The 25944-nt window shown below is 37.6% G+C and carries 24 protein-coding genes; 11 read left to right on the top strand and 13 right to left on the bottom strand.

Features of this window, described 5'->3' with window-relative positions:
- Positions 1 to 46 precede the first annotated feature (46 nt).
- Both FJR03_RS05470 and FJR03_RS05475 read left to right on the top strand, forming a co-directional pair.
- Entirely contained in the window at positions 47 to 370 is a 324-nt protein-coding gene (locus FJR03_RS05470) for an MTH1187 family thiamine-binding protein (protein WP_193114637.1), read from the top strand.
- A 71-nt stretch (positions 371 to 441) separates the two neighbouring features.
- Positions 442 to 2121: a SulP family inorganic anion transporter gene (locus FJR03_RS05475; RefSeq protein ID WP_193114638.1), complete on the top strand. Its 1680-nt coding sequence runs from the start codon at positions 442 to 444 to the stop codon at positions 2119 to 2121.
- On the opposite strand, the gene FJR03_RS05480 is transcribed toward FJR03_RS05475, so the two are convergent.
- The 10 genes from FJR03_RS05480 to folD form a co-directional block, all read right to left on the bottom strand.
- Positions 2069 to 2866, bottom strand: coding sequence for a sulfite exporter TauE/SafE family protein (locus tag FJR03_RS05480; protein ID WP_193114639.1), 798 nt, complete (start codon positions 2864 to 2866; stop codon positions 2069 to 2071). The two genes, FJR03_RS05475 and FJR03_RS05480, sit on opposite strands and share 53 nt — an antisense overlap.
- Positions 2867 to 2918: 52 nt before the next feature.
- The gene (locus FJR03_RS05485) at positions 2919 to 4316 is read right to left on the bottom strand and encodes a leucyl aminopeptidase (RefSeq protein WP_193114640.1); all 1398 of its coding nucleotides are present in this window, start codon (positions 4314 to 4316) and stop codon (positions 2919 to 2921) included.
- A gap of 28 nt (positions 4317 to 4344) precedes the next feature.
- The gene (locus tag FJR03_RS05490; RefSeq protein WP_193114641.1) at positions 4345 to 5592 is read right to left on the bottom strand and encodes an MgtC/SapB family protein; all 1248 of its coding nucleotides are present in this window, start codon (positions 5590 to 5592) and stop codon (positions 4345 to 4347) included.
- Between the two features lie 19 nt (positions 5593 to 5611).
- Positions 5612 to 6808 (bottom strand): tryptophan synthase subunit beta, encoded by a 1197-nt coding sequence (gene trpB, locus FJR03_RS05495; protein WP_193114642.1) that lies wholly within the window; start codon positions 6806 to 6808, stop codon positions 5612 to 5614.
- Positions 6808 to 7356 (bottom strand): adenine phosphoribosyltransferase, encoded by a 549-nt coding sequence (locus tag FJR03_RS05500; protein ID WP_193114765.1) that lies wholly within the window; start codon positions 7354 to 7356, stop codon positions 6808 to 6810. Before FJR03_RS05500 ends, trpB begins: the two co-directional genes overlap by 1 nt.
- A 13-nt stretch (positions 7357 to 7369) precedes the next feature.
- Positions 7370 to 7702, bottom strand: a complete 333-nt coding sequence (locus FJR03_RS05505; RefSeq protein WP_193114643.1) for a hypothetical protein — start codon at positions 7700 to 7702, stop codon at positions 7370 to 7372.
- A 146-nt stretch (positions 7703 to 7848) separates the two neighbouring features.
- Positions 7849 to 8277 carry a ribose 5-phosphate isomerase B gene (gene rpiB, locus FJR03_RS05510; protein ID WP_193114644.1) on the bottom strand — a complete coding sequence of 143 codons (429 nt, stop codon included), beginning with the start codon at positions 8275 to 8277 and terminating at the stop codon, positions 7849 to 7851.
- Between the two features lie 13 nt (positions 8278 to 8290).
- Complete coding sequence (locus tag FJR03_RS05515) at positions 8291 to 8968, bottom strand: site-2 protease family protein (RefSeq protein WP_193114645.1); 678 nt, start codon at positions 8966 to 8968, stop codon at positions 8291 to 8293.
- A complete protein-coding gene (lepB, locus tag FJR03_RS05520; protein ID WP_193114646.1) occupies positions 8955 to 9833 on the bottom strand; it encodes a signal peptidase I in 879 nt (292 codons plus the stop codon). Before lepB ends, FJR03_RS05515 begins: the two co-directional genes overlap by 14 nt.
- A complete protein-coding gene (gene folD / locus FJR03_RS05525) occupies positions 9833 to 10705 on the bottom strand; it encodes a bifunctional methylenetetrahydrofolate dehydrogenase/methenyltetrahydrofolate cyclohydrolase FolD (RefSeq protein WP_193114647.1) in 873 nt (290 codons plus the stop codon). The genes lepB and folD overlap by 1 nt, the downstream gene beginning before the upstream one ends.
- A gap of 60 nt (positions 10706 to 10765) precedes the next feature.
- On the opposite strand from folD, the gene FJR03_RS05530 reads away from it, so the two are divergent.
- The 5 genes from FJR03_RS05530 (at position 10766) to FJR03_RS05550 (ending at position 17473) form a co-directional block, all read left to right on the top strand.
- Positions 10766 to 11110, top strand: coding sequence for a c-type cytochrome (locus FJR03_RS05530; protein WP_193114648.1), 345 nt, complete (start codon positions 10766 to 10768; stop codon positions 11108 to 11110).
- 130 nt (positions 11111 to 11240) lie between these two features.
- Positions 11241 to 12164, top strand: coding sequence for an HpcH/HpaI aldolase/citrate lyase family protein (locus tag FJR03_RS05535; protein WP_193114649.1), 924 nt, complete (start codon positions 11241 to 11243; stop codon positions 12162 to 12164).
- Positions 12161 to 12979, top strand: a complete 819-nt coding sequence (locus tag FJR03_RS05540; RefSeq protein ID WP_193114650.1) for a thioredoxin fold domain-containing protein — start codon at positions 12161 to 12163, stop codon at positions 12977 to 12979. Before FJR03_RS05535 ends, FJR03_RS05540 begins: the two co-directional genes overlap by 4 nt.
- Positions 12980 to 12997: 18 nt before the next feature.
- A complete protein-coding gene (gene nifJ / locus FJR03_RS05545) occupies positions 12998 to 16546 on the top strand; it encodes a pyruvate:ferredoxin (flavodoxin) oxidoreductase (RefSeq protein WP_193114651.1) in 3549 nt (1182 codons plus the stop codon).
- Between the two features lie 3 nt (positions 16547 to 16549).
- Positions 16550 to 17473 (top strand): glutaminase, encoded by a 924-nt coding sequence (locus FJR03_RS05550; RefSeq protein ID WP_193114766.1) that lies wholly within the window; start codon positions 16550 to 16552, stop codon positions 17471 to 17473.
- On the opposite strand, the gene FJR03_RS05555 is transcribed toward FJR03_RS05550, so the two are convergent.
- On the bottom strand, positions 17470 to 18348 hold the full coding sequence (locus FJR03_RS05555) for an energy transducer TonB family protein (protein WP_193114652.1): 879 nt from the start codon (positions 18346 to 18348) through the stop codon (positions 17470 to 17472). The two genes, FJR03_RS05550 and FJR03_RS05555, sit on opposite strands and share 4 nt — an antisense overlap.
- Before the next feature lie 99 nt (positions 18349 to 18447).
- On the opposite strand from FJR03_RS05555, the gene hemL reads away from it, so the two are divergent.
- From hemL to FJR03_RS05575, 4 genes are all read left to right on the top strand, one after another.
- A complete protein-coding gene (hemL, locus tag FJR03_RS05560) occupies positions 18448 to 19740 on the top strand; it encodes a glutamate-1-semialdehyde 2,1-aminomutase (protein ID WP_193114653.1) in 1293 nt (430 codons plus the stop codon).
- Positions 19733 to 20062: an AtpZ/AtpI family protein gene (locus FJR03_RS05565; RefSeq protein WP_193114654.1), complete on the top strand. Its 330-nt coding sequence runs from the start codon at positions 19733 to 19735 to the stop codon at positions 20060 to 20062. Before hemL ends, FJR03_RS05565 begins: the two co-directional genes overlap by 8 nt.
- Positions 20046 to 20555: a hypothetical protein gene (locus tag FJR03_RS05570; protein WP_226962189.1), complete on the top strand. Its 510-nt coding sequence runs from the start codon at positions 20046 to 20048 to the stop codon at positions 20553 to 20555. Before FJR03_RS05565 ends, FJR03_RS05570 begins: the two co-directional genes overlap by 17 nt.
- 91 nt (positions 20556 to 20646) lie before the next feature.
- Positions 20647 to 23343, top strand: a complete 2697-nt coding sequence (locus tag FJR03_RS05575) for an HAD-IC family P-type ATPase (protein ID WP_193114655.1) — start codon at positions 20647 to 20649, stop codon at positions 23341 to 23343.
- A gap of 9 nt (positions 23344 to 23352) precedes the next feature.
- Here FJR03_RS05575 and FJR03_RS05580 read toward each other — a convergent pair whose 3' ends face one another.
- Both FJR03_RS05580 and rpoD read right to left on the bottom strand, forming a co-directional pair.
- Positions 23353 to 24039: a hypothetical protein gene (locus tag FJR03_RS05580; protein ID WP_193114656.1), complete on the bottom strand. Its 687-nt coding sequence runs from the start codon at positions 24037 to 24039 to the stop codon at positions 23353 to 23355.
- A 6-nt stretch (positions 24040 to 24045) separates the two neighbouring features.
- Positions 24046 to 25902 (bottom strand): RNA polymerase sigma factor RpoD, encoded by a 1857-nt coding sequence (gene rpoD, locus FJR03_RS05585; RefSeq protein WP_193114657.1) that lies wholly within the window; start codon positions 25900 to 25902, stop codon positions 24046 to 24048.
- Positions 25903 to 25944 lie beyond the last annotated feature (42 nt).

Below are 25944 nucleotides of genomic sequence, written 5' to 3' on the forward strand. Positions count from 1 at the left end.
ATTTTTCTTTAGATATAGTGACAAAATTTAAAATAGAAGGAAAAATATGAGCGTACTTTTAGAGTTTGCAATGTTCCCGACAAGTGATAACTGTCGTGAAGGTTCATCAGTTTCAAAACAAGTTGCAAAAATTATAGATGCTATAGATAAAAGCGGGGTGACTTATAAATTGACACCTATGGGGACGATTGTAGAGACTCAAACAATGCGTGAAGCTTTGGATGTAATTGAGCTTGCATATGAGCAGGTAAAAGATTGTGAGCGTGTATATAGTTCGTTAAAGTTTGATATTCGTCATAACAGTGACGATCGTCTTACAACAAAAATTAAATCTGTTGAAACCCACTTAGACAGAGATGTTAAAAAATAATCACTTTTAATATTTTAAAATTATCTAAGATACTATATAATTCCACTTATATTTTTTAAGGGAACTCTATAGTGTCAAACCTTTTCGCACCAAAACTCTTCACACTTTTAAAGCAGGGTATATCAAAAGAGCAGATCTTTGCAGATATCATGGCGGGTATTATTGTAGGTATTGTAGCCTTACCGCTTGCCATAGCTTTTGCTGTAGCATCAGGTGTTTCTCCTGAAAAAGGGATTATTACGGCAGTAGTTGCCGGATTTATTATCTCTTTTCTAGGTGGAAGCAGGGTACAGATCGGCGGTCCTACGGGAGCGTTTATTGTTATACTCTATGCAATAGTTCAGGAGTATGGCTTTGACGGTCTGTTGATCTCAACTATAATGGCCGGTATTATATTGATCCTTTTCGGACTTTTACAGTTTGGCGGGCTATTACGCTACTTTCCGCAACCTTTAATTGTCGGTTTTACAAGCGGTATAGCCGTTGTTATTTTCTCTACACAGATTAAAGATGCTCTGGGATTAGATATTCAAAATCTTCCATCAGACTTTTTTGAGAAATGGACACTCTACTTTCAGAGTCTGGAGACTATCAATATCTATGCACTAGCAATCACGTTAGCTACCATACTTATTACTATCTATGCAAGACATATTACGACAAAGATACCGGGTTCTTTTATAGCTATCGTAGTGCTTACTTTTGTTGTGGTTTTTTTTGATCTTCCGGTCACTACGATTGAGACTTTTTTCGGTGAAATAAACGGCAAGATAGAGTTCTCTTTACCGCACTTTGAATGGAGTAGTTTGAGTACTTACATTGTTCCTGCATTTATTATCGCACTTTTAGGCGGTGTGGAGTCATTACTCTCGGCAGTTGTGGCCGACGGTATGATAGGGACGAAACACAGATCAAACACTGAACTAATTGCTCAGGGTGTAGCAAACATTGTGACACCTTTTTTCGGCGGGATTGCTGCAACGGGAGCGATCGCAAGAACGGCAACAAATGTAAAAAACGGTGGACGTACACCGATAGCAGGAATAACACATGCAGTTGTGCTTCTGTTTATAATGCTCTTTTTTATCGATTTTGCAAAGCTTATTCCTATGGCTACACTTGCCGGGATACTGATCGTAGTCTCTTTTAATATGAGTGAGTATAAAGCGTTTATCTCCATACTAAAAGGTTCATATTACGATTATATCGTTTTACTTTCTACCTTTATTTTGACGGTTGTTATAGACCTGACTGTTGCTATTGAAGTTGGGATTGTACTCTCTTCACTTCTTTTTATGAAAAGGATGGCAAGGGTTGATGGGAACTCTTTTGAAAAGAGTGATGATATAGATGATATAGACAATTATGAAAAGCTGCCGGCCTGTGTATCAGTGTATGAGATAGGGGGCCCGCTTTTTTTTGCTTCTGCAAAACAGTATGCGCAGCAGATACAAGAGAGCGGTATCGCCTGCAGTGTTTTAATTATCCGCATGAGGTATGTAAGTTTTATAGATGCAACGGCACTACACAACTTTAAAGAAGCTATTGGGATGTTGCGAGAAAATGGTACTGTAATTATAACTTCCGGAACAAATGATGAAGTGTTTAAAGACCTATCAAAACATAATGTTGTAGAGATGATAGGGGAGATAAATATGCACAAAACCTTCCCGCGTGCAGTGGAGCATGCAAACAGTATTATTGATGGTTCTGGTGATGAAAAATTTTATACGCAGAAAGAATTAAAATAAGCGCTAACAATACGATCAGTATATCACTTGCTATGAAACCGAGTAATGCGGAACCAATGGCAGCCCCGACAATAGAGCCGATAGATAGAGAGAGAAATAGTTTTTTCTCCTCTTTGAGTATAACAAAAGCTTGACTTTTACTGTAGCGTATAAAACCGACTATCATTGTTGGAAGACTAATGGCTAAAGATAAACTTCCGGCAAGTTTTACGTCGATACCGTAAAGGATTACAATAGTGGGGATAAGCAGCTCTCCACCTGCAACACCAAGAAGTGAAGCAACGATACCTATGATAAATCCTGCAAATATACCCGCTAATATCTCTAAAAATATTGAATGAAACAAAGCCTCTTGCTGGTCACTTAAAAACCAATGTTCAAACAGAAGTACAGCAGCAAGCAATAAGAGTATAATAAAAATGATGCGATCAAGTATCTTCTCATCAATTTTCATAGCATAACCGGCGGCGATCCAAGCACCTACTAAAGAGCCTGCTAAAAGATTAATGATGATAGTTTTATATTCCCATATTTGTTCTAAAGGGACTTCGTACGATCGAAAAAACAATGCAAAAAAGACAACTACAAGGGATGTTGCTTTATTTAAGATAACAGCTTTTAAGGTATCTAGTTGAAAAAGACCTTTAAGGATAGGGAGGCGGAATTCTGCCCCACCTAGGCCGATAAGCCCTGCTAAAGTTGCAACAGCACCACCTGCACTAAATCCTTGTAAAAAACGCTTCATCCTAGCCCTTGTAAAAAGTTCTTTTTCCCTTTTTTAACGGGAGTATCTTACACTATGAAAGTGATTTGATAAACTCGCTCATCATCCTTACACCTGCACCTGTTCCGCCGTATGTATTTACGTCCCAAGGAGATTCAGTATAAGCACTTCCTGCAATGTCAAAGTGAAGCCATTTATCTTTGTTTTCCTCTTTAATGAAGTTATCTAGGAAAAGTCCGGCCGTGATCGCACCACCGTATGGTTTGTTTGAGATGTTACAGATATCTGCGATTTCGCTTTTGAGTTGTTTCTTGAGATGTTTGTTAAACGGAAGAGAACCGATTAACTCCCCTGAATTGTTTGCAGCATCATAAAAAGCGTGTTTAAGTGCATGTGAGTTACCCATTACACCAGTAGTGTATTGACCAAGAGCTACCATACAAGCACCCGTTAGTGTTGCAAAGTCAAAGATGTAGTCTGCTTTTACCTTCTCTTGAGCATAATCTAAAACGTCAACAAGAACTAAACGACCCTCTGCATCAGTATTACGTACTTCAATCGTTTTACCGCTTCTACTCACTAAAACATCATCAGGTTTATACGCATCACCGCCGATCATATTTTCAACTGCACCTACAAAAGCGTGTACCTCTACATCTAGTTTTAGCTCACTGATAGCTTTGATAATACCAAGAACTGCACAAGCCCCCGCTTTATCCATTTTCATAGTTACCATAGATGTACCAGGTTTTAAACTTAGTCCACCTGAATCGTATGTTAAACCTTTCCCTACAAGTGTTACTACTTTTTTAGGTTTTTTCTTCGGTTTATAAGCAAGGTGGATAAGTTGTGATTCATGACGAGATGCACGACCAACTGCAAGCATAGCTCCACATTTCTCTTTTTTAAGCCCTTTTTCTCCTAGGATATTGCACTCTAGTTCATTCTCTTTTGCAAGGTTACGTGCAAGTTTTGCTAAAGTCTCAGGATGGATATCTTCAGGGATAGTATTTACAATATCACGTGTAAAACAAGTCGCTTCAGCTACGATCACCGCCTCTTCAAAATCTTTCATTAACGCTTTGATATCATCACATTTCAGATCGATTCTTTTAAGTGTAGATTTTTTTTGCTCTGATTTATATCTGTTAAACTCATAACCGCCTAAAATAAGACCTTCAATAACAGCTTTAATTGTTTCTTTGTTTACATCGAAAGAAGCAGATTTGGCATTAGAAGCTTTAAGCGCTTTAATAGCACTGGCAGCAGCAGTTCTGATATTGTCGTTACTGTTATCTTCAATCCCAACTGTAAGTAGATCTTTACCGTATAAAAAACAAGTAGTGTCTTGAGCAGCTTCAAAAGCAGCTTTTTTAAGTGTCTTTTTATAAGGATGTTTAGCAATTTCATCTTTTGTTATAAATGAAACGCTAACATCGCATTTTGTATCTTTTACTAATTCTATTTTCATAATTTTTATCCTTTTTAAAATTTTATTTTTAAGCTATAAACCCGGCTGTTATAGTCAAGATCCCTAATACTAAAAGAAAAGCACCGCTGAGCATACCCGCTTTGTTCTTTGAAAAGATATATGCATAGAGTGCTTTTAAAATATTGTTACTTCCCGTCGCAATTAAAATGGCTGTTGCAACACTCTCTATACTTACACCGAATTTAGAAGAGAGAAGTGATAAAACAAAAGGGTCAATGTCTGTAAAACCGACAATAAATGACAAGATGTTTAGTCCTAAATCTCCATACTGGTTTAGTACAAAATGGGTAAGTATCGCCATTACAATAAATAAAAATGCAAATAAAAATGCAGTACCGAGTTCAAGAGGGTTTTTATCTTCATTTTCCCCTAAGGTATCTGCTTTTTCATACTTAGACTTATTATACAACACCAGTACAATAATACCACTTATGATAGTAAGAATTATAAAGGGAATAAGAAGTTTGTATGCAACCTCTGTATTAAACGCAAATGCAATCCCTAAAAGTCTTAAGTACATTAAAGTAGTTGCAACTACGATTGATGATGCAAAAAGATATGGTGTAGCATTTGAAGATGCTTTTTTTGCCAGTACTAATGTTGTCGCTGTACTTGAATAGATCCCTCCGAGTATCCCTGTTACAAGGTAGCCTTTGTCGTTAAAGATATATTTTTTTAGCACATACCCCACATAAGAGAATAGAGAAACGATAACCACTGCCAACCACACTTTAAAGTATGAGATAGGAATTATTTCAGATATTTGCTCTTGTGGAAGCAAGGGTAAGATTACACCGCTTAAAAGGAGTAGTTTTGCAAAAGTTTCTATCTCTCTTTCATCGAAAATAGTATAAAAGTGTTGCAGATTTTTATCTAGATTTGAGATAAAGACAACAGCAACAAAAATAATAAGTAAGAACCAGATATTAAAGTTGACAACTACTATACCGAAACTGTAAACAAGAGTGGAAAGAAGAAATAGTATCATCCCGCTACGGTTACTTTTGAGTTTAAAAAAGTAAAAGAGGGAGAGATGGGTAAGTATTGCTACATAACCTACCATATAGAGGTATAGATTCATCTTTGCAAAGATGTAGCCTATAAGTGATATAAATGCGAAAGTTCTTACACTGCCTATCTCTCGATGAGATTCAGTATGTATCCTATGGGCTTTGATCTCAAGACCTATTAAAAATCCTGCAATCACAACAACAATAAGTTCAACCCAAGGTGCGTGTAAGAGATTTTCCAGCATTATATTTCCGTTTTAATCCTTAGTCAAAATGAAGTAAATCTTTGGCTTGGATCATATCTTTATCACCTCGACCAGAAAGGTTGATAATGATAAGTTTATCTTTAATATTTGGCAGTTTTTTCAGGTACGCTACTGCATGAGATGATTCAAATGCAGGAATAATTCCCTCTTTTTGACTTAACCATACGAAAGCATCCAGTGCTTCTTGGTCAGTTACATAGTCGTAACTAACACTTTTATTATCATTATGAAAAGCGTGTTCAGGACCAATTCCAGGATAGTCTAGCCCTGCTGAGATAGAGTGTGCTTCAAGTATTTGTCCATCCCCATCTTGAAGAAGGTAAGACATTTGACCGTGAAGTACGCCAGGACGACCTTTTTTAAGAGAACATCCATTTTTACTGTCAATTCCAAGACCACCTGCTTCAATTCCGATACATTCTACCTCTTCATCTTCTAAAAAGTGTTGGAACATACCGATAGCGTTACTTCCGCCTCCGATACATGCAATTACATGATCAGGTAAACGGTTCTCTTTTTCAAGTATCTGTGCACGAGCTTCCCAACCGATAATCGCTTGAAAATCTCTTACCATTAAAGGATACGGGTGCGGGCCTGCAACAGTACCGATGATGTAGAAAGTATCACGAGCATTTGTAACCCAGTGACGGATAGCATCATTCATAGCATCTTTAAGTGTGCGGCTACCACTTTCAACGGCATTTACTTTTGCACCCAGAAGTTTCATACGAAAAACATTTAACTCTTGACGCTCAACATCTTTAGCACCCATAAAGATCTCACACTCTAAACCTAATAGTGCTGCAATCGTAGCTGTAGCTACACCGTGTTGTCCTGCACCTGTTTCTGCAATAACTTTCTTATAACCAAGACGTTTAGCCATAAGTCCTTGTGCGATAACATTGTTTACTTTATGCGCACCAGTATGGTTTAGGTCTTCACGTTTAAAGTAAACCTTTGCACCGAGCTCGTTAGAGATATTTTCTGCAAAGTAAAGTGGAGAAGGGCGACCTACATAATCTTTTAAATAGTAGTCAACTTCTGTCCAGAACTCTTTATTGAAACGAATTTCATCATACTCTTTACGCAGCTTTAAAAGTGCGGGCATAAGTGTTTCTGGAACATATCTTCCACCAAAGATACCGAAGTGACCATTTTCATCCGGATCAAATTTTGACGCAGTTGGTATATACATTAATTAACCTCTATTACACTATAAACTTGAGTTTTCTCTTTTAGATTTTTGACACCGTCTAAAAATGATAACCCTATAATAAAACAACACTCTACACATTGTGCACCTGACTGATTTACAAGTGTTGCTGCTGCATTTGCAGTACCACCTGTTGCGATCAGATCATCTATTACAAGTACTTTAGCATCTTTTTGAGCACTAAAAGCATCTATATGTACCTCTATCTCATCAACACCATACTCCAAAGAGTATTTCTCAGAGATAGTGGTATATGGGAGCTTCCCTTTTTTTCTAATAGGTACAAAGCCGATCCCTAACATCTGTGCAAGAGCTGCACCAAAAATAAATCCGCGAGCATCTATCCCTGCTATATAATCGAGATTATACTCTTTATATCTGTGATAGAGATGATTCATTAAGACACCATACGCTTCTTTGTCGTTTAAAAGAGTAGTAATATCTTTAAAGACTATTCCAGGCTGTGGAAAATCTTTAATATCTCTAATCGAGTTTTCTATAATCTTTCTTTCTGTTTGACTAAGTGTAATCATATATTACTCCTTACAGTAATGCATCAATACGACCCTCGAGGGCTTTAATTTTAGAGTTTAGGCGATCAACCTCTTGTCTATGTTTTGAGTTTCTTGTTTTAAGTACTTTTAACTCATTTCTTAGTTTCGACAGTTCTTCAGTTAAAATATCTACATTTCCTAAAGCACGTTGTAATTGGATCTGATATTTTCTGATCAGTATCTCTGCTTCTTGAAGTGTTAACTTCATTAAATCATTACTACGCTGCTCTTTATTTGTAATACTTTTGAAGTAAAACATCTTCACAAAAAGATATATTGAAGCTAACGAAAGTACAGTTAAAAGTGACCATTCCCAAAACATAATAAAACTTCCTTAAATTTATTTCATAAATTGAAGGGACCTTCTCCCATCTATTTATGACGGAGTTGGAAGTAATTCCATCTCCTACGTTAACACTAGGTTTCCCTCAGCGGGAGGCTCAATTATAAAACTTCTAAATTAAAGTTTTATAGCTCTATTTTTTCAACACGTTGGCAGTGTCTACCACCGTCAAAACCACTTTCCAGCCAAGAGTTGATGATAGACTCTGCAACACCGAGACCCACGATTCTCTCTCCGAAACATAGTATGTTTGCATCGTTGTGACCACGAGCAACCATAGCTGTGTAAGCATCGTGGCAAAGTGCCGCACGGATCCCTTCGTGACGGTTTGCAGCCATACTCATACCGATCCCGCTACCGCAGATAAGGATACCTTGACTCCCTGTATCTTCTAAAACACTTGTTGCTACTTTGTGAGCATAATCAGGGTAATCAACTCTCTCTTTTGAAAATGGACCAAGGTCGATCACTTCATGACCTTTCTCTTTTAAAAATTCAACTGTCCAGTTTTTTAGATCTATTCCAGCGTGGTCTGTTGCTACGTAAAATTTCATATATTTTTCTCCTTTAAGATAATAGTAAACCGATAATAGTTTGCACCGGTAAAAGTATGAGATAGTGGCTTAGCGGTGTCATTAAAATAATAAGTACCACAATTATGCCATATCTTTCATTTTTATAAAAAAATTCTGCGATCTCGTTTTTTCTAAACTTCAGTGCTAAGTGTGCTAGAAAATGTGCACCGTCAAATTGTGGAATAGGGAGGATGTTAAATACCCCTAAAACCACATTGATAACAAGCAGTTGAAAAACAAGCAGATAAGTAAATAGATATACAATACCATCAGCTGTTGTCGGCGAATGCATTGCAGTAAGTGCGATCGCGGCAAAAGCTGCTAATGTAAAGTTATATACAATTCCGGCAAGGTCTACCTGCATCGCCGCATTGTATCCACCACGGCTAATAACTGTTAAAGTGTTGATTGGTACCGGTTTTGCCCAACCAAATAAAAAGCCACTTTCAGCTCCCATAAGCATTGGTAAAAAGTACATCATTAGCGGGACTAAAATTGTTCCCACTAAATCAACATGAGCTATAGGGTTGATTGTAAGGCGACCTGCATTTTTTGCAGTTGTGTCACCATACATATAAGCAACCCAACCATGCATAATCTCATGTCCGATAATAGCAATCGCTAAGGCTACAACAGCAGCACCGATTTTCAGAAAATCAAGTAATTCCATGGTAATCTTTGTCTACTTCTTCTCTTTCTTTAATTGCTCTGTCTATATAAGGAGACTGTTCTAAGTCGGTAGGTGTTTTACCTATACGATCCCATCTGATTTGCCAGTTTTCATCGATTGAAAAGTAGATAAACCAAGGAGTCCCTTCAATATTCTCGTATGGTACAGCACCCCAAAAACGGCTGTCACCTGAATGATCTCTATTGTCACCGATCATATAGTATTTGTCTGCTTCTACTTTTGTATAAAATGCATTAAAAGGGAGTCTGTAGTGAGTCGGTATAGTGTCAACGTATACAGGGTTCATACTTACTTGTCTTTTTTGATATGCATATAAAAAATCTTCATAGATATTATGGTTAGGATCGTTATGAATTCCAGGATGTTGATGTGACATCGGACTCTTAACCCATAGTCTATTCATAAGAGTTACTATTTTCTCTTTTGGGTAGTTTTTAAGGATGTAATCATCACCCTCATGAGGTCTTAAATATAACTCATTTGCATCTGTGTAAAGAACTTCATCTCCAGGTAAACCGAAACAACGTTTTACGAAGTGTGTTTTTATTTTATGAGGGGGACGAAAGATTACGATATCCCCACGTTTTGGAGTATCTCCGTCGATCAGTTTAAGGTCGTCGCTCCAAGGCATGATAGAAAGCTCTAAAAACGGGATGTGTGGCATAGGGACACCGTAGGCAAACTTTTTACCAAATAAGTGATCACCGATTAAAAGAGAGTCTTTCATACTCCCGCTTGGGATTCTAAATGCTTGAGCAATAAAAAAGATCACGAAAAGAACGATTATTATCGTTCCTGTCCATGAGTTTGAGAACTTATATGCTTTATGAAGGGCTTTTTTCATTAAGACTCTTTTGTTTCAGCCATATTTTTAGCGTTTATCTTTGCTGCTTTTAGAGTATTGCTAAGAAGCATAGCAATAGTCATCGGTCCAACACCACCTGGGCTTGGTGTAATGTATGAACTTTTTTTACTTACATTTTCAAAGTCAACATCACCGACAAGTTTTCCCTCTTTTGTTCTGCTTACACCGATATCTACGATAACAACATCATCTTTTACCATATCTTCTGTAATAAGGTTTATAACACCAACTCCACACAGAATAATGTCTGCGTTTAAAGTGTGCTTTTTAAGATCATCTGTAAAGATATGACAAATTTCAACAGTAGCATCTGCATTTAAAAGTAGAGCAGCCATCGGTTTTCCAACGATGTTTGAAGCTCCTACTACACAACAGTTTTTCCCTTTAACATCTATGTCGTACTCGTGCAAAAGTTCCATAACTCCAAGGGGTGTACATGGTACAAAACCATCAAGGTTTGTAACAAGACGGCCAACATTATACGGATGGAAACCATCTACATCTTTTGCTGGATCAACTAACTCTAATAGTTTAGTAGTGTCTATATGTGGAGGAAGTGGAAGTTGAATCAGGATACCGTCTACATTAGAATCGTTATTTAGTCCAATTATAGTTTTTTCAATCGCTTCTTGAGAGATTGTTTCAGGCATTTCGTGAGAAATAGAGTAAAAACCAACTCTGTCACACGCTTTTTTCTTCATATTAACATACGCTGCACTAGCAGGGTCTTGTCCAACAAGTACAACAGCTAATCCTGGTGTACATCCACATGTAGATTTCAGTTCTTTTACTTCATCACTAACTTTTTGTTCTATTTTTTTTGAGAGAGCTCTACCATCTAATAACTGCATTTAAACCCCATAAATAAATTTTTTGTTATTATACCTTTTTAAAATAATATTAGGCTAATAATGAAGTATATACTCTTTTTAATTCTTTCAATTTCCTTATTTTCTGAGAGTAATTTTATCACTCCTATGGAGTATGCATCATCTCTGTATAAAAATCCAAGAGGGATCGGATGTCACAGGTGTCATGGAGAAAACGGCGAAGGAAAGCTAATTGCAAATTATGTCCATAAAGGGAAGAAAAAATCTTTTGACGGTCCAATAATCAAAGATCTGTCGTATGAAAAATTTTATAAAGCACTGAACAAAAGAAAAAAAGGGATGCCGAGATATTTCTTGACAGACAATGAGATCGAAGCACTTTATCTTTATCTTCATAGAAACGATAAAAAAAGTGAAAAAAAATAATAAATTCTCTTAATACTTCATTAAGTATTTTTCCATATAATTAAAAACGTTAAGTATTACTTTACGATTTTGTTATTGGATATAATAAATAGTAAGTTATATACTTCAACCGTTTAGGAAACCATAGAATATGATAGATGAAATAATAAAGAGTTATGAACAAAGAGATCTGGAAGCTTTAGACCGTTTAGCCGTACCGAGATACAGGGAGTTAAACAAAACAAAGAAGTTCCGATCGGCACTTATGCTTTCATGTAACAATATCAAGCACCTCTCAAAGATAGAATCGCTTGAGGCTGATTGTATTATGCTTAATCTTGAAGATGGAGTAAGTAAAGAGGAGAAACCTTTTGCACTTGCGCTGTGTGCTATCTTCTTATCACGTCTGCAAAAGTGCGATAAAAAACTTGTCGTACGTGTTAATGCTTTGGATGAGGGCGGATACGAAGAGATCACCTATCTCAATCAGTTTATGCCCGATGCTATTCGCGTGCCGAAGATAAAAACGCCCGAAGAGGTTAAAGCTGTACATGCTCTTTTAAAAGATGAGATTGAGTTGCACCTCTCGATTGAGACAGCCGAAGCATGGGCTAATTTAGCGCAGCTTTCAGTTAACGAGAGGGTAAATACTTTTTATCTCGGAATATTGGATCTCTTTGCAGATATGGGGCTCTCTCAAGGTCTAATCGATCTGGAGAATCCTACAATGCATTATATGTTAAGTCATTTTCTCATTACTTGTAAATCTATCAGAGTAAAACCGGTGAGTTTTGTGTTCCAGGATTTTAGAGACCTTGATACATTTTCAAAATGGATCGAGCTTGAAAAGTCGATGGGGTATGATGCAAAAGGGTGTATATCTCCAAATCAAGTACAACTTGCAAATAAAATATTTGTCGATAAAGAAGAGGAGATCAAACGTGCCAAAGTGATCGTAAAACTTTTTGAGATGCACCAAGAAGAGGGTATTACTGGCTTTGTAGATGAAGAATACGGTTTTATAGATGAACCGATATATAAAGGTGCATTAAAATTATTAGAGGAAGAAAATTGAAAAAATTATTTGTAATATTAATGTTAGTAAGTGGTTTGAGTGCCAGCACGATGTTTACCCTTAGCGGTATTGAAAAAGTTTATCCAGTGGTAGAGATAAGCGGTAAAGACCTTCCAAAAGAGTTTAAAACAACTGCACATGAAGAGATTAGAACTATTCTTGATGAACTCGGTATCAGTTATAAAGGGTATGATCAAAGAGCTTTAGCACTTTTAATTAGTTCTAGATATATCGAAAACACTTTAGTAGTTACTATGAAGCTTGAGATCGGTGAGCAGGTAGTAAGAGCAGATTCAAAACAAAAGACATTTGCTATCACTTATGAGAGTGCAGAAAGTTTGTATATTCGTAATAAAGAAGAGATTGTAGACCAACTTGAAGATGGTTTAATGGTACTTTTAGACAGATTTAGCGAGCAGTATATTGAAGAGAATAAGAAGATCGTAAAAGTAGATCTTAAAAATGACGATTTTTCCAAACTCGGATATGAAACAGATTATAATGCAGCTGTTAAAAAAGCACAAAAGTTAAAAAAGCCGATCTTACTTGTACTTGTAGCAAACTACTGCCCATGGTGTAGAAAATTTGAAGAGAACGTACTTCGTAAAAAAGATGTAAATGACCTTATACAAAGCAATTATGTTCCGCTAATTATAAATAAAGAAAAAGGCGGATTTCCAAAAGAGTTAGATATCTCTTTCACACCTATTACACACTTTATAAATTACAAAACACTAAAAAGTGAAAAAATGATCGCAGGTTATAACAATAAAGATGAATTTTTGTATACTTTAAGGAACTTTACTTCAAAATAAACTCTAAGGAGTTTTACTATGAAACATCACAACGACACTATAGATGCAAATGAGGCGGTGGCACGAGTTGCTTACAAGATAAACGAAGTTATCGCAATTTATCCGATCACTCCTGCATCTGTTATGGGAGAGTTGTGTGATCTTTATGCTTCTCATCAAGAAAAGAACATCCTAGGTACAGTCCCCGATGTTATAGAGATGCAAAGTGAAGGGGGTGCTAGCGGAGCGGTTCACGGTGCTCTTCAAAGCGGGGCACTTACAACTACATTTACGGCCTCTCAAGGGTTACTTTTAATGATGCCAAATATGTACAAAATAGCAGGGGAGTTGACACCTACTGTTTTTCATATAGCGGCACGCTCGATCGCTGCACAGGCTCTCTCTATTTTCGGTGATCATAGTGATGTTATGAGTGTTCGTCAAACCGGTTTTGCAATGCTTTGCTCCAATTCCGTTCAAGAAGCACATGACATGACTTTGATCTCCCAATCTGCAACCCTTAAATCGCGCATTCCTTTCTTACACTTTTTTGACGGTTTTAGAACCTCTCATGAAGTGGATAAGATAGAGTTGCTTGATGATGCAACGATCAGGTATATGCTTGACGATACTCTTATACAGGCACACAGAGAAAGAGCACTTACCCCTGACCACCCTTTTATTCGTGGTACATCGCAAAATCCCGATGTTTATTTTCAAGGGCGTGAGAGTGTCAATAGATACTACGAGATTACTCCTGAAATTGTCCAGGAGTGTATGGAGGAGTTTAAAACGCTTACAGGAAGAGAGTATCATCTCTTTGATTATGTAGGTGCAGAGGATGCTGAGCGTGTAATTATTTTAATGGGTTCAGGTGCCGAAGCTGTACACGAAACTGTAGAGTATTTAAACGAGATGGGAGAGAATGTAGGGGTGCTTAAAGTAAGACTTTACAGACCGTTTTCGATCAAACACTTTTTATCAGCCTTGCCAAATACAGTAAAATCGATTGCCGTGCTTGATCGTACCAAAGAAGCAGGTTCTGTTGGTGAACCGCTTTATCTTGATGTAGTGAGTGCATTTAACGAAGCCAAAGAGGAGGGGAGTTTAACTTACGAGACTCCATTTATCATCGGTGGACGTTACGGGCTCTCCTCAAAAGAGTTTACACCTGCTATGATCAAAGCAATTTATGATGAGCTAAACAAAGAAAAACCGAAGATCCACTTTACGATCGGAATTAACGATGATGTAACACATACATCACTAGAGTACGATCCAGACTTTGCATTGCCGAAAAATGGTACATTTGAAGCTATATTTTTTGGTCTAGGATCTGACGGTACGGTGGGAGCAAATAAAAATTCGATCAAGATTATCGGTACTCAGACAGATAATTATGCCCAAGGCTATTTTGTATACGATTCTAAAAAATCGGGTTCAATGACAACATCTCACCTGCGTTTTGGACCTCATCCGATCCATTCAACTTATTTGATTGAAAAAGCGGACTTTGTTGCGTGTCATCAAAGTGTATTTATGGAGAAGTTTGACATTCTGCAGCATGCGAAAGAGGGTGCTGTTTTTTTACTAAACTCTCCGTTTGATAAAGATCATGTATGGGAGCATCTCCCACGATCTATTCAAGAGGAGATGATACAAAAACAAATTAAATTTTATGTTGTAGACGGTTATAAAGTCGCTCAAGAGAGTGGGATGAAGCGACGCATTAATACCGTGATGCAAACCTGTTTCTTTGCGATATCTGGAGTGTTAGAAGCCGATGAAGCTATTGCACAGATCAAAAAGTATATAGAAAAAACATACGGGAAAAAGAGTAAGGAATTAGTAGAGCTCAACTTTAAAGCAGTTGACAGTGCACTTTCTCATCTTTTTGAAGTGCCACTCCCTAAAGAAGCAACAGGAAAAAGGGAGTTTATCTCTCCTGTAAAAGGGAAAATCAGCAAATTTGTCGCCGATGTTACGGCAAATATTATAGAGGGTCAGGGGGATGCTATCCCTGTGAGTATGATACCTGCTGATGGTACCTGGCCAAGCTCTACGACACAGTTTGAAAAACGAAATATCGCTTTAGAGATTCCTGTCTGGGATCCAGGCAGTTGTGTACAGTGTAACGAGTGTGTATTAGTATGTCCACATGCGGTAATCCGCTCAAAGTTAGTTGACGATACCCATTTAGAAAATGCACCTGAAGGTTTTAAAGCTGCTAAGACAAAAGGGAAAAGCTATCTTGAAAACGGCAACTTCACGCTTCAGATCTCGGCTGAGGATTGTACGGGGTGTTCACTCTGTACAGAGGTGTGTATAGGGCTTAACAAGGAGAGTGAAGAATTAAAAGCTATCAATATGACTCCAACTTCTCAGATAGACAAAGATAAAGAGGAGAAAATATGGGAGTACTTTTTAGAGCTTCCGGAGTTTGACAGAGACCAGTTAAACCATGCCAAAGTAAAAGACTCACAGTTTTTACAGCCTCTTTTTGAGTTCTCTGGAGCATGCCCGGGATGTGGTGAAACGCCGTACATTAAACTAGCAACTCAGCTTTTTGGTGATCGCATGATTGTGGCAAATGCTACGGGATGTTCTTCAATCTACGGAGGAAATCTTCCAACAACCCCTTGGGCAACAAACAAAGATGGTCTCGGGCCTGCATGGTCAAACTCGCTTTTTGAAGATAATGCAGAGTTCGGACTTGGATTTCGTTTGACGATCGATAAGCATGAGGTTCAGGCAAAAGAGCTTGTAGAGAGACTTCGAGGTGAGATAGGTGAAGAGTTAAGCAATGCTATCTTAAATGCAAAACAGACTGAAGAAGCAGAGATCTTTGCACAGCGTGAGCGCGTTAAAGAGTTAAAAAGCAAACTTGCAAATATACAAAATGATACGGCTCTGAGTCTTTTTAGTTTGGCCGATTATCTGGTAAAAAAATCTGTCTGGATTATCGGTGGCGACGGTTGGGCATACGATATAGGCTATGGAGGCTTGGACCATGTACTCGCAAGCGGAAAAAATGTCAATATACTGGTTCTGGATACACAAGTGTACTCAAATACGGGAGGGCAACAATCTAAAGCAACCCCTGAGGGTGCAGTAGCGAAGTTTGCAGCCAGCGGGAAGCCTTCAAATGCAAAAGATTTAGCCCTGATGGCTATGTCGTATGAGAATGTGTATGTAAGTCGTGTAGCGATGGGTGCTAACTATTCACAGACTGTAAAAGCGTTTGCAGAAGCAGAAGCGTATGAAGGGGTTTCAATTATTATTGCATACTCCCATTGTATAGCGCACGGATATGATCTAAAGTACGGAATGGATCAGCAAAAACTGGCAGTTGACTGTGGGCTATGGCCAATGTTTAGATATAACCCTGAGCTGATAAAAGAGGGGAAAAATCCTATGCATTTAGATTATAAGGGGCCGAAAATTCCTGTAAAAGATTATATGTACAACGAAACACGCTTTTCCATGGTACATCAAGCAGATGTAGGGGCGGCAGATGAGTTTCTAAATGCAGCAGAACAACATGCACAAGACCTATTTAAAAAGTATTCAAAATTGGCTGAGGATTAGATGATGGATTATCAAAAGATATTAGAGGAGATAGCCGAGGAGGTAAAACCACTGTTACATAAAGGGAAAGTAGCTGACTATATCCCGGCACTTTCAGAAGTAGATCCTGAACATTTCGCATTTTCTATAACACTCTCTGACGGTACGCAGTACCATGTCGGAGATTCGCAAACACTATTTTCAATACAGAGTATCTCTAAAGTTTTTACTTTTATACTCTCATTAAAGGCTTACGGTACACATATGTATGATCGCATTGGAGTTGAGCCCTCAGGTAATCCGTTTAATTCGCTGGTGCAACTTGAATATGAACACGGCAAGCCTCGTAATCCTTTTATCAATGCAGGTGCCGTGAATGTTACAGATGCTCTTGTAAGTCACTACGGCAGTTGCGAAATAACAATTTCTGAGGTACTAAGGTTTATCCGATCTATTGCGGATGATGAGAGTATCGATTTTAGTGATAGAGTAGCTGCTTCAGAGATGGAGCACGGATTTAGAAACATGGCTTTAGCGAACCTAATGAAAAGTTTTAATAACTTTGATAACTGTGTCGAAGAGGTTGTAAAAACATATTTTAAACATTGCGCTATTGAGATGAATACCGATATGCTCTCACGTGCTATGCTTTTTCTATCAAACTATGGGAAAGATCCGATCAATGGGAAAACATATATAACTCCACAACAGGTTAAAAGGGTTAATGCCGTGATGCTTACTTGCGGTCATTATGATGCTTCGGGTGATTTTGCTTTTCATGTTGGACTTCCCGGGAAAAGTGGTGTCGGAGGGGGTATTGTTGCTGTAATACCTGATGTGATGGGTATTGCTGTTTGGTCACCGGGATTAAATGCTCAAGGTAATTCTCTGGTGGGGACAAAAGCCTTGGAGCTTTTTACGACAAAAACAGGACTCTCTATCTTTTAATAATGCGCTAAATGATAGTAAACATTGTAGCGGATAAGAGTCTTCTCTTTCGGGCGCGGGTACTTACTGTATGCGTACTCGATCGTCTCTTTAGTCGTGTCATCTAAAATATAATAACCACTCTTGCTTAAAAATTTAAAGTCGCTTATATCTCCATTTGGATGGAGGTAAAACTGTACAACGTTACTTCTGTTTACATTGAGATTGCGTTTGATGTTTACGCGTGCTACACGGTTAAGTACCTGTTGAGTAATACGTCTCATGATCTCTTGATTATCTAAGATATACTGCTGTTGTCCGGGAGTGAGTTTACCAAACTCTTCGCCGTAAAGCTCTTTAATGTTTTGAGAGATATTTCCGCCGTTTGCATAGCTTTTTTTCTTCTGTTTTGATTCCTCTTTAGATTTGTCTTCATAAAGCCAATCCATTGTCTCTTTAGGCTTTTTAGTCTCTTTTGTCTGGTTACGATCCTCTTGCTTTGCTAAAAGTGGAATATATGGTTTTTTCGGCGGTAATAGCTCAATTTTAGGCTTTTGTACCTCCGGTGCTTTTTCCACTTTTTTAGGTTTGTTTAATTCTGGCTTTTTAACAGGTTGTTTCGGCTCGTATTTTACAGGCGGTTGTTTTACAATCTTTTCAAGTTGTGAACCTTTTGGCATCGGCGGAGCCTCTTTAGGTTCAGGGAGTTTCTTTTTTGTAAGTCCTGAGTCCTTATGTTTTTTAGGGAGTTCTTTTAAGGAGATCTTGATCTTGTTTTCTTCTACAGGTTTTGTCTTTTTGAGCTCAGGAGAGTAGAGTGCTAATAACCAAAAAAGCAATAATATAAGAAGATGCACTAAAATAGCAACGAAAAGTGCAAAAGTAGACCTGTTCAAGAAAATCCTATAGTTGTTTATTTATTGCAGGATTATAACAAATCAATATTAATACAAGTTCGATATAATAAGAAAAATATTTATAGAAGGCGATTGTAAATGGGTACACAAACATCTAAACAAGCATTTGAGGAAGCACAAGAACTTATACCAGGCGGTGTAAATTCTCCCGTGCGTGCATTTAAAAGTGTTGGAGGGACTCCAATCTTTATCACTGAAGGTGAGGGTGCGTATCTTAAAGATGTAGATGGAAATAAGTATGTTGATTATGTACAAAGCTGGGGGCCGTTAATTTTCGGTCATAGAGACGAGAGCATTGAGAGTGCTGTAATTGAGGCGGTAAAACATGGACTAAGCTTCGGAGCTCCTACTCAAGCAGAGACTGAACTTGCAAAACTTGTTGTAGGTCTTTTTGATTCGATCGATAAAGTAAGGTTTGTTAGCAGCGGTACAGAAGCAGTTATGAGTGCTATCCGTTTAGCGCGCGGTTTTACAAACAGAGATGACATCGTAAAATTTACGGGTTGTTATCACGGGCACAGTGACTCACTTTTAGTTGAAGCGGGAAGCGGTGCGGCAACTTTTGGATCTCCTAGTTCACCGGGTGTACCTGCTGACTTTACAAAACATACGCTTTTAGCTGAGTATAACAATATTGAGAGTGTAAAAAAATGTTTTGCAGACTCTGACAATATTGCATGTGTAATCATTGAACCAATTGCCGGGAATATGGGACTTGTTCCGGCTGATAAAGAGTTTTTACATGAGCTTCGCAAACTGTGTGACGAGCATGGAACACTTCTAATCTTTGATGAAGTTATGTCAGGCTTTAGAGCTACTCTACGCGGAGCAGAATCTATTACAGGTGTAACACCTGACATCGTAACACTTGGAAAAGTGATCGGTGGCGGTATGCCTGTTGGTGCTTTTGGTGCAAGAGCTGAGATTATGGCACAACTTTCACCTGAGGGTCCTGTATATCAAGCAGGAACGCTCTCAGGAAATCCTGTGGCTATGGCAGCCGGATATGCGGCACTTTCAAAACTTAAACAAAACGGCAGAGTGATCGATGTACTAAATACAAGAGCTGTAAGACTTGTAGAGGGTATGCGAGATGCAGCGGCAGAGTGCGGTGTAACTATGCAGATCGACACACGCGGAAGCATGTTTGGTTTCTTCTTCAATGAAAACCCTGTAAAAAACTTCAATGACGCTACAAAAACGGATGCTGAACTGTTTGCAAAATTTCATGCAGGGATGTTAAAAGAGGGGTATTACTTCGCATGTTCATTATATGAGACAGGATTTATCTCAACTGCAGTAACGGATGAGATGATCGAAGATACAATCGCTGCAAGTAAAAAAGTTTTAAAAGAGATTACAAATGGCTAATGAAAATAAAACTCCAGAGGAAGAGCCTCGTTTTAAACCGCTTATAGAAGCGGCTGATCATCTCTCTTTAGGGATCTCAATTGTAGTTGCCGTACTTATGGGTGTAGGTATAGGATGGCTTATTCAACGCTGGACGGGTGTAGCATGGACAATGTTTATCGGTGTATTTATCGGTATAGCTGCGGCAATTCTAAATGTGTATAAAGCATACTCAAAACAATATAAAGAGTATGAAGAGTTAGCAAAAGAGAGAAGTGAGCGTATGAAGCCTCATTTTGACAAAGATGAAGATGATGAGGACTATGGTGAGAAAAACTATTAGTCTTTTTCTGATTGCTCAAGGTCTTATTTTACTAACATTTTTATTCTCTTTCGAAGCATTTATAAATGTAGAGGTAGCTTTTTTTAGCTCTTTTTTGATCATTATCGGCTCTTCACTTGCCTATAAAAATATGGTAAAGAAAGATATCGCTTCTGGTAAATATGAAGAGAAGCGTGATCTGCTTGATGAGATCGATGACAAGTATGAACTCTACGATGATGAGCCGATCAATGACGCACCTGTTGAAGAGTTAGACCTTAAAGAGATCGTAAAAGAGGAGAAAGCAAAGATCAAAACTTTTAGCCTCAGTTCTATGAAGTACGGTACAAAGGGGGGCTTTTCTCTACTCAGACTTGTGCCATATATATTTTTAGTTTTAGGTTTTATTGCCTTAAAAAACAATGAGATACTTAATCTCGCTTTCTACCTTCCAGCCCTTGCATTTGGGATAGTTATCGCCTCTTTGATCTCCAAGGAGATGATAGCTAAATAATTCTCTCTATTTCATAATTTGTTATTTTAATACTATACTAAGAGGAACTAAGTTAGATTTTAACATTTAGTTTAACTTTTGGGAGACTAGTATGGGAAAGAAACTATGGCATAGTATGGATATAGAGTCGGTGTATGCTAGCACAAATACTACTGAAAACGGCTTGAGCAGTTCTGAAGCAAAAGCCAGGCTAGAGCTCTATGGACCTAATAAACTTCAAGAACAAAAGAAACAAAGTGCGTTTGTACGCTTTATTTTACAGTTTCATAATGTTTTAATTTACGTACTTATTTGTGCTGCAATCCTTACATTCTTTCTTGATCATACAATAGACTCCATTGTTATTATAACTGTAGTACTGATCAATGCAATCATTGGGTTTATTCAAGAGAGAGGGGCTCAAAATGCTTTAGAGTCTATTCGAAAAATGCTTGCGTATACCGCTGTAGTGTTTCGTGATGAAAAAAAGCAAAAATGCAGCAGTGAAGATCTGGTTGTAGGTGATATTGTCCAGCTTGAAGCGGGAGACCGAGTATTAGCAGATATTCGCATTACCCAGGCTCATGGACTCAGTGCCGGGGAAGCTATTTTGACCGGTGAATCCGATACTGTTGAAAAGAATCCAAAAAGTGTCGACAAAGATGTGATGATCGCCGATCGAAGCTCTATGGTTTTTGCAGGGACAACAATCACCAGCGGAATAGGGCGCGGAGTTGTAGTCGCCACGGCAAATAAAACAGAACTTGGACGCATTAACAAGATGCTTAGCAGTGTACAGGTACTCACAACACCTTTAGTTGAGCAGATGGATAAGTTGGCAAAATGGCTGACTTTGTTTATATTACTCTTTTCTATCACTATTTTATATATAGGTTACTATATAAAAGATATGCCGTTTAATGAGATATTTATCGCCGTTGTAGGCTTGTTTGTTGCCGCAATTCCTGAAGGGTTACCGGCAGTTTTGACAATTACTTTGGCTGTAGGTGTTCAGGCGATGGCCAAAAGAAATGCCATTGTACGTCAGTTACCGGCAATTGAAACGATAGGTTCGGTTTCTGTGATATGTTCTGATAAGACGGGGACTCTTACTCAAAACGAGATGATGGTACAAACGATTCAAAGTTCAGAGATACAGTATGTAGTAAGTGGTTCAGGGTATGATCCTACAGGTGTTATACATACAGATAAAAATGAAGAGATAGATTTAAACGAGGATCATTTTATCAAGATGATGGCAAAATGTTCGGCACTCTGTAGCGATGCGAATCTATTTAACAATAACGGGCAATGGAGTGTTGATGGAAGTCCGACAGAGGGAGCATTAGTCGCATTTTCCCACAAAGTTGGATTTGATGCAGAAAAGATTCGTTTAGAATATCTCAGAGCTGATTTTATCCCTTTTGATTCCAAGCACAAGTTTATGGCAACTTTGAACCACGGTCATGACAATGAATCTTTGATAGTAGTAAAAGGGGCGGCAGAGATCATTTTAAAGATGTGTAAATTTCAGTATGTCAATGATCTTCATAAAAAAGATTTAGATGAAACTTTTTGGGAAGAGATGGCGGAAGATATGGCAAAAAAAGGGCAAAGAATTATTGCTATAGCGTATAAAAATGTTCCGCAGGAGCAATCATCACTAAGTTTCAGTGATCTTGATGATGGACTTATTTTAGTTGGTTTTACAGGAATCATTGATCCTCCTAGAGCTGAAGCTATAGAAGCTATACAGGAGTGTTACAACGGACATATTGAGGTTAAAATGATTACAGGTGATCATACGACAACCGCTTCAGCTATTGGTAAAGCTATAGGGCTTAGATCTTCTGAAAATGTATTAAGCGGAAAAGATATTGAACACCTAAGTGATGAGGAGTTGCAAGAAGCAGTTTTAAAGACAAATATCTTTGCACGTACAACCCCTGAGCATAAACTGCGTTTGGTAAAAGCACTGCAAGAACATAATAAAGTTGTTGCAATGACGGGTGACGGCGTAAACGATGCTCCTGCACTAAAGCGTGCCAATATCGGTATTGCTATGGGTAAAAAAGGCACCGAAGCGGCAAAAGAATCGAGTGAATTTGTCCTTACTGATGATAATTTTGCTTCAATTGTCGATGCGGTAAGGGAGGGGAGAAAAGTCTATGATAATATTAAAAAGGTTATCAGTTGGACACTTCCGACAAATGCTTCTGAAGCTTCTGTTATTGTGATGGCTATAGTTTTTGGTATGGCAATGCCAATTACTCCTATTCAAATACTTTGGGCAAATATGATAACTGCCGTAACGTTAGGGATTGCTTTAGCATTTGAAAAAGAGGATAAAAATATTATGAAAAGAGCTCCGCGTGCACTGAGTGATGCTATTTTAAATAAAATCGTTATCTGGCAGATCTTCTATGTGACACTTTTGTTTTTGAGTGCAATATTTGGCATTTATAGTTATGCAATAAACAGTGGGGTAGAGATCGAATATGCCCAAACATTAGCCTTTAATACACTTATTTTTATGGAGATATTTTATCTGTTTTATGTCAGAAATATGAATACACTTACAAAAAGCTTCTTAGATATTGTCAATACTCCAGTTGCATGGGTTGCAGTAAGCGTAGTGGTTCTTGCCCAGACGATTGTGACATATGTACCGTTTTTTCAAACTGTTTTTACAACCAAAGCACTTTCATTTTCAGAAATTTCTTTAATTTTAGCAGTAGGGTTTATAATGTACGCTCTATTGGAGTTGGAGAAATATATTCGAGTGAAAACTCTCTATAAAACATCATAAAAAAGAGTTTTATGATGTTATCATAGGGATATTGATAGTAATTGCTGTTTTACTTGCATCAAGATAGAAGTTGTAGTTCTCGGCAACTGCTTTTAACTCTGCTTCTTTTGCTGGATTTGTTTGATCTCCCGTTATCTCGATAGAGAAGATACTATACTTTTTCCCGTCAAATTTGATATGTTCACCGATTCTATAAAATACTTTTGTATCTATAGTCTCACTCTCAGAAAAATATGAGTATGTTTTATTGAGAAGTTTGATGATTGAATTTGACTCTAAAATAACTTCAGGGATCGTTGGATCGTAAGTTTTTGTATAGTTAATAGGGCTATTTATAGAGTTAGAAGAGATACATAAATCTAAAATAGTATAGATATTTGTTAACTGACCATCCGGTTTTTTAGCATCAAGTTTGTATGATGGTGCTTGATAAAGTTTTATACCTATCTGCTCTTCATCTTCATAACCCACAGTGATACCGAAAAATCTGTATCTTCCGTACTCTAATTGCACAAATGTAGTTTTAAAGCCAAAACTTATGCTTGCATAAGTTTGTGCCAGCTCAAAAAGCTCATTCGGGTTTGCAATCCCTAGCAGAAACTGAGCTTCTGCATTTAAAGAGATTATTTTACCATTTGCATTAAATAGTATAAATGGATTGTAATCATACTCAATCCAACTTTGCTCAAATGTCATTTATCTTTACTCTTCGATATAGTTTTTCAGTCTACGACCAACTTTAGGGTGTTTAAGTTTCTTGATCGCACTTGATTCGATCTGACGAACACGCTCACGTGTTACACTTAACTCTTTACCAATCTCTTCTAACGTTCTGTCACTCTCATCATCCATAATACCGAAACGAAGTTTGATAACCGCTTTTTCACGCTCGTTAAGTTGTTCAAGAACTTGCTCAATCTGAATTTTAAGGTCATCTTTGAGTATTGCCTCAGAAGGTGAAAGTGAAGTTTTATCTTCGATAAAGTCACCGAAACGTCCATCCTCTTCACTACCGATTGGCGCTTCAAGAGAGATAGGCTCTTTTGTGATCTTGATAACGTTTTTAACTTTCTCAACTGAAAGACCAACTTCTGCTGCGATTGTATCAACATCCGGCTCTTTACCATTCTCTTGGAGATGTTTACGCATAATTTTATTAATACGGTTAATAGTCTCAATCATATGGATAGGGATACGGATAGTTCTTGCCTGATCTGCGATCGCACGAGAGATTGCCTGACGAATCCACCATGTAGCGTATGTTGAAAATTTGTATCCTTTTTGATATTCAAATTTATCAACCGCTTTCATAAGACCGATATTTCCTTCCTGGATAAGGTCAAGGAACGGTAAACCTCTGTTTGTATAACGTTTAGCGATTGAAACAACAAGACGAAGATTCGATTTTGCCATTTTTGTTTTTGCTTTTTCAGAGATATTTTTACCACGTTTGATCTGTTCTAAAATATCTGCAAGTTTTTCAGGTTCCATATCGAAACTGTTTTTACTTGCTTCTTTTGTTTGAACAAGTTTTTTAATCTCCATATATGTAGAAACCATAGTAGCTTCTGGAACCATATTTACGATATCTTCTTTTGTAAGGTCTTGAATCTTATCTACAAGAACTTTATGGTTTGCACGAAGTGTTGCATTAAATAGAGGAAGTTTATACTCAAGACGTTTAAGTTCTTTGTCGTATCCTTCATCAGATTTTAGTGCAGTTTCCATAGCTTTTACAAGCTCATTGATAAGTTTAGATGTTGGTCCTAAATCTAAAAGTTTTTCTTTTAAAACAGCTTTTTTGAAAGTAACTGAAAGTTGGTAAAGTACAATCTCTTCAGTTGTATCTCCATCTAAATCTTCAGGAGCTTTCTCTGTTAGTTTTACCCACTCTTTTTTTGCTTTTTCTAAAGCCTTAAAGCTGGTAGTAACTTTATCTACACGAGACTTGTCTTTTGCAGATAATGTTTTTGATTCATTACTATCATCATCATTGTCATCATCATTATCATCATCACCGTCATCCTTATCGTCTTCAAAACTTTTAAAAAGTTCTTTAACACGACGTTCACGATTAATAAGTGGTTCTTTATAATCTAAAATGAAGTTGATTAGATATGGAACTGAACAGATAGCATCGATAATGATACTTTCACCCATCTCTATCTGTTTTGAGATATCGATTTCTTCCTCTTTAGTTAAAAGTGGGATTTGTCCCATTTCACGTAAGTACATACGTACAGGTGAATCTGAACGAGACCATTCTAGTAGTTCATGCTCTTTTAAGATATCGAATTCATCACCATCGCTATCTTCGATCATTTTTCTTTGAGCTTCTCTACGAGCTTCAGCTTCTTGATCGTTTAGTTTTTTTGCATGTTCACTTGAAGTATAGATGCATTTGTTGTGTTTGTTTAAAAGTTTGTATATGTTTTTTGCTTGAGCTGCAGTAGGTTGTTTTTCAAACAGGTCAATAATAGACTCGTATGTAAGACAATCTTTTGACTTATGCTCTTCAAAAAAGGTTTCTATTGCTTGATTGAGTTCTTTTGCCGTCATGTCGGAGTATGCTCCACTTTTAGTTTAAGGATTTTGAAAGGT

Origin of the sequence: Sulfurimonas marina (assembly GCF_014905095.1) — a bacterium.
Classification (GTDB): Bacteria; Campylobacterota; Campylobacteria; order Campylobacterales; family Sulfurimonadaceae; genus Sulfurimonas; species Sulfurimonas marina.